General features: G+C 52.7%; 4 protein-coding genes and 1 tRNA gene. All 5 read right to left on the bottom strand.

What is annotated here, in order from left to right:
- Window positions 1-340 precede the first annotated feature (340 nt).
- Window positions 341-427: transfer RNA gene (locus tag KDK15_RS04315), tRNA-Leu, on the bottom strand.
- A gap of 71 nt (window positions 428-498) precedes the next feature.
- Entirely contained in the window at window positions 499-906 is a 408-nt protein-coding gene (secG, locus tag KDK15_RS04320) for a preprotein translocase subunit SecG (protein ID WP_257294134.1), read from the bottom strand.
- A 2-nt stretch (window positions 907-908) separates the two neighbouring features.
- The gene (tpiA, locus tag KDK15_RS04325) at window positions 909-1,655 is read right to left on the bottom strand and encodes a triose-phosphate isomerase (RefSeq protein WP_257294135.1); all 747 of its coding nucleotides are present in this window, start codon (window positions 1,653-1,655) and stop codon (window positions 909-911) included.
- Between the two features lie 144 nt (window positions 1,656-1,799).
- Window positions 1,800-3,137, bottom strand: a complete 1,338-nt coding sequence (gene glmM / locus KDK15_RS04330) for a phosphoglucosamine mutase (protein WP_257294136.1) — start codon at window positions 3,135-3,137, stop codon at window positions 1,800-1,802.
- A gap of 129 nt (window positions 3,138-3,266) precedes the next feature.
- Window positions 3,267-5,207: an ankyrin repeat domain-containing protein gene (locus KDK15_RS04335; RefSeq protein WP_257294137.1), complete on the bottom strand. Its 1,941-nt coding sequence runs from the start codon at window positions 5,205-5,207 to the stop codon at window positions 3,267-3,269.
- Window positions 5,208-5,591 lie beyond the last annotated feature (384 nt).

Raw genomic sequence — 5,591 nt, forward strand, 5'->3', positions numbered from 1 at the left:
AAGGCGGCATTCAGCCCCGACGGCGAACATTTAGTGATCTACTCCAATGATGATCAGCGTGGACTTCTACTTTCAGAATCCGGTTCTGCATCACTCTGGAAAATCCCGACCAGCCCGGGGCAAGAAACAGCGCGCCCTTGAGGTGTGACAAAATGGTTAATCCATAGCCGTACAAATTCATTCCTTGTGTCAACATGACCGGAGTTATCATGCAATCACAATAGTCATGAACCAAAGTACTATTCAGAGGCTTTTTTTTGCCCGCTTTCTTTTTGGGAATTTTTTTTGGGAAACGACCATTTTAGTCTATTGCTGACACACCCTAAGTGCTTGATTTTATTGGTGCCGAAGACGAGACTCGAACTCGTACGCCCATACAGGCACTGCCCCCTCAAGACAGCGTGTCTACCAATTCCACCACTTCGGCCTTAACTGCAGCGCTCGGCGGCAGCAAAATCATTTCTGAAAACTCTTTATAAATCAATGAGATTTTAAATCTTACTGAGCGTTTTCAGAGCGGCTGGAGCCACTGCTCTCAACGGGCAGAGACTCTAACACAGGCGCATCGCTTTCGATAGTGTTTTCTAATGAATCAACCGAAAAAGGCGCATCATTTACCGGCACAATCTGTTCAATCTGAACAGACGGCAAACCGGCATCAGCAACACTATCAGCCTTCTGCCTGGCCATCATCGCCAGACCGATACTGGTGACGAAAAAGATCGTTGCCAGAATAGCGGTTGTTCGGCTCAGAAAGTTCGCTGAGCCCTGGCTCCCAAACACCGTTTGAGAAGCCCCCGAGCCAAAACTGGCTCCTGTTTCTGCACCTTTGCCCTGCTGCAGCATGATCAGAGCGATCACGCCAACAGCTACCAGCACGTGCACAAGAAGAATAATGGTTTCCATTACTATCCCGCAGCGTGACAAATCACCTTGAAATCAGCAGCTACCAGCGAAGCACCACCAATCAGACCACCATCAACATCAGGCTGGCTCATCAGTTCTGCCGCGTTGTCAGCCTTCATGCTACCACCATACAGAACACGGGTTCTGTCCGCCATGGACGGATCGTTTTCTGCCAGCAGCGCACGAATTTCAGCATGAACTTCCTGCGCCTGTTCAGGGGTTGCAGTCAGACCGGTTCCAATAGCCCAGACTGGTTCATAGGCAATTACAAAATTAGCCAGACGCTCCGGACCAGCAGCCCGAAGCACAGTATTGATCTGATGAGCCACTACTTTCATAGTGTCACCAGCTTCGCGCTCTGACAAAGTCTCACCAACACAAAGGACTGGTACCAGACCCTGATCAACCAGAGCACAGAATTTCGCTGCCACATCGGCATCGGTTTCGCCATAAAGAGAACGACGCTCAGAGTGACCAATCAGTACATAATCACAGCCAAGGTCTTTGGCCATCAGAGGAGAGATTTCACCCGTGTAGGCTCCTGACAACTTATCGGAGGCATTTTGCACACCAAATTTAACAGGAGAACCCTTCAGCAAGTCGCGTACCTGCTGAACGTATACGCCAGGTGGAAAAACGAGCACCTCAGCCTTGGTTTCAAGCCCTGAAAGGATTCCATCAACAAGCTCACAGATACTGTCTGAAGATCCATTCATCTTCCAGTTTCCGGCTACCAATGGCTGACGCATACCGCTTACCTCTTTGATCGCGAGGCCGGAATACTAACCTGAAAGACGCCAACATACAATAAGTCAAGCCCCCTGGAAGATATTGAAATCAAGGCGATAAGACAACACAGCTCCGGTGCAGGCCGATGCCTGCACCGGAGTCATTCAGCACATTTCCTGTTCAACCACTTTTGCCAGCTTTTCCGCCTGAGCCTTTACCTGAACACCGTCTTCACCTTCAACCATCACCCGAATAACCGGCTCTGTTCCTGAAGGTCTCAGAAGAACCCGGCCTTTTCCAGCCATTTCTTCTTCTGCCTTTGTTACCGCCTCAACAATACCCGCAATGGTGTCGGTATCCCGCTTCTTCTGAACCCGGACATTGATCATGACTTGTGGATAAAGTGTAATCGCACCCACCATGTCGGACAGAGACTTACCTGCTGTCTGCATGGCTTTTAACACTTTCAACGCCGATACAATGCCATCACCCGTGGTCGATGCATCACGACAGATAATGTGGCCTGAAGACTCACCACCGAGCTGCCAGTCATTGGCTATCAGCAGCTCATTCACATAACGGTCACCGACATTGGCCCTGGCAAACGGAATCCTGGCAGCTTCCAGTGCTTTCTCCATCCCCAGGTTGGTCATCAAAGTGCCCACTACACCACCATTCAATATCCCCCTGGAATGGCGATCCACGGCAATAATAAACAACAGCTGATCACCATCGACGATTTCGCCTTTATCATCCACCATAATGACCCGGTCACCATCACCGTCAAACGCAATCCCCAGATCCGCACCGGTTTCCCTGACTCTGGCAGCCATTCCTTCTGGCCTGATAGCGCCTGCATTTTCATTGATATTGACGCCATTCGGGCGGGTGTTCATCGCGAGCACTTCCGCACCCAGTTCACGAAAGACCGCAGGACCAACTTGATAGGTTGCACCGTGTCCGGCATCAATGACTATTTTCATGCCCCGCAGATCCAGCTGCTGGGAAGTGCTGCCCTTGCAGTACTCAATATACCGGCCTGCAGCATCATCCATCCGGGTCACTTTACCCAGACTCTGGGAATCAACCACCTCAATCTCTGACTCAAGCAATGCTTCAATCTTCAGCTCAACCTCATCGGATAGCTTGCTACCGTTGCCAGCAAAAAACTTTATACCATTGTCGTAAAATGGGTTATGGGAGGCGCTGATCACAATACCCGCCTGCCCATTAAAGGTTCGGGTAAGATAGGCAATAGCAGGGGTTGGCATTGGCCCGGTCAGGACCACATCAATGCCGGCAGCAGACAGACCGGCCTCAAGAGCAGACTCAAACATGTAACCGGAGATTCGGGTGTCCTTACCAATAATGACTTTCCCTTCCCCCTGTTCAGCCAGGACACGACCCGCTGCCCAGCCCAGCTTCAGGACAAAATCCGGGGTAATTGGAAAGTCACCAACCTTTCCACGAATTCCGTCGGTACCAAAATATTTTCGTGCCATAGCCGTTTACCAAGAATTTCTGAAAGCAATAGCCGGTAATCATCCCACTCATTCAAGTGAACCACCAGTACCATCTGGTTAAGTAGCTGGCCATAGGGAATAGAATATTTATGCCTACCTGGCCAGACGCTACACAAGGCTCAACGGAGGGGGGCAACACATTGGCAGCGGGAGTGAAATAGACAGCGAATGCAACGGCCCAGCATGCGCTTTGTACCAACCAAAACTATTGAAGACCTTCACTCCCTCTCGGGATGCTGCCCTCAGTAACAGCCCCATGTTCCAGCAGGATCTGGAGATGGCATCGTGACCGTTTTGAGCAGCCACTCTCAGGGCTGTCTTGCCGTTGTTTAGCCCGGCATTGCTCATGGCAGCATTGACGTCGGCCCCGTGCACCAGCAGCTGTCGGACAATGTGGTCCTGCCCGTTTTTGGCAGCGACCATCAGGGCTGTGTTACCGTTGTTCTGCCCGGCATTACTCATGGCGGCATTGACATCGGCCCCGTGCTCCAGCAAGCATTGGACTACGGCAGAATCACCTGGCACTGCAGCTGCCATCAGGGCTGTCCAGCCGTTGTCTTCGCACGCATTGGTCCGGGCAGCATTGACCCGCGCCCCCTTCTCCAGGAGGTATTCTACAACCGGGAGATGGCAGCATAGGGCAGCCCGCATCATGGCGGTATTGCCGTTGAGTTGACCGGCTTTGCTCGGGGAGGCATTGACCTCAGCCCCATGTTCCACAAGGTATTTCACCACCAACAGTTTCCCTTTCCCGGCGGCTTCGATCAGGGCAGTACAATCGCTCACCTGATCACCATTGCCATGCACGCCATTGACCTCCGCCCCGTGCTCATGCAAATAAGCCACCACCGGGAGATGTCCTCCCCGGGCCGCCACCATCAGGGCTGTCCAGCCACCACGTTGCGCGGCATTAACCGGAACACCTTGCTCCAGCAGGTATTGGACCACGGGTAGATGTCCGTTCTCAGCTGCCGCCATGGCTGCTGTCCAGCCATTGGGTCGAGCAGCATTGATGTTAGCCCCGTTTTTGTGCAGCAGTCGGACGGTGTCGTCGTGTCCGTTTTGGGCCGCCAACATCAAAGCTGTCCAGCCATTGTTCAGACGGTTCCTGCTAATGGCCAGATTGACTTCAGCCCCGCTCTCCAACAGGCACTCCACTACCGGGTAATGGCCGTTCCGGGCCGCCATCATAAGGGCCGTGAGGCCGGTGCTCGAACCAGCATTATGTTGGCTGGCATTGACCTCAGCCCCGTTTTCCAGCAGGCATTGAACCAGCGCAAGATGGCCTTTTTCAGCAGCTATCATCAGGGCGGTACGACCAGCATTGTTGAAATAGGCATTGATCTGGGCGGCATTGACCTTGGCCCCATGCTTCAGCAAGCATTCGAGCGCAGGGAGGTGCCCGTTGTCGGCAGCGGCCATCAGTGCTGTCCAGCCGTCGTTCCAACGGGCATTACGCTGGGCAGCATTGACCTTGGCCCCGTGCTCCAGCAGGCATTCAAGCACAGGGAGGTGCCCGTTTTGGGCGGCGGCCATCAGTGCTGTCTGGCCGTTGCGCTGACCGGCATTGCTGGTGGCGGCATTGACTCTCGCTCCGTTCTCCAGCAGCAACCGGACGACGTGGTCATGCCCGTTTTGGGCAGCTGCCGTTATCAACAGGCAGGTGTCAGTGTCATCATCATTCAGAGAGTCATGGAAGGCGCGCTGCACGACATCCGGATCGGCTGCCAGTATTGCCATAAGTGCCGTTGCGTCACCCTTGCACGCTGCCACCAGTGCCCGGTGATGTACGTAGGGGTTAGCCTCATCGGGCTCTCCAGATTCCATAACAAGGGGCAGAGCCGGTGACTGGCAATAACAGCACTTCCTGTCTTGAAGTTCAAGACTGTTAAACCACAGGGTAATGCAATCAAGATCAAAGTGATGGCCGCACTGGGCGCGCACAACGCGAGAACCAAATGTCCTTCGGCAGATAAGGCAGGTATTATCAGCATTATTGTTGTACGTATCTGTCGTTTGAGGAGCTTGCATAACGGAAAGATGATCCAAGCAATACCTCCCAAATTTCCATGACCGTCGCGGACTTTCCGGGGAATTAATAGTCTGACTTTTCGGTCACTCGCTACAAGGAAAATGCCACACCGTGCAAGAGGAGACGACGCCTGCCTGATTCCCGGATTTTCACGACGGCAATCAATAACAAGCACAAGTGAGGTTAGCAAAAACCGAGAGGGGGGTATTGTTTTTTTGCAAGGCGCAGATGGAATGCCGGTCACTCGACAACTCCTGCTCCTGCTTAGATCTTTAGGTGCTCTGCAAATGATGTACTAGGAGGCTGACCGAGAATAGTCTGCCCTACTGCGGTTGCGATAAATTGATCTAAAAATTCCTGCTTGTTCGTCAAATAGCCCCGCTATTCTTCTCAGAATCAGA

The organism is Endozoicomonas sp. YOMI1 (assembly GCF_024606345.1).
In the GTDB taxonomy this organism is placed as follows: Bacteria; Pseudomonadota; Gammaproteobacteria; order Pseudomonadales; family Endozoicomonadaceae; genus Endozoicomonas.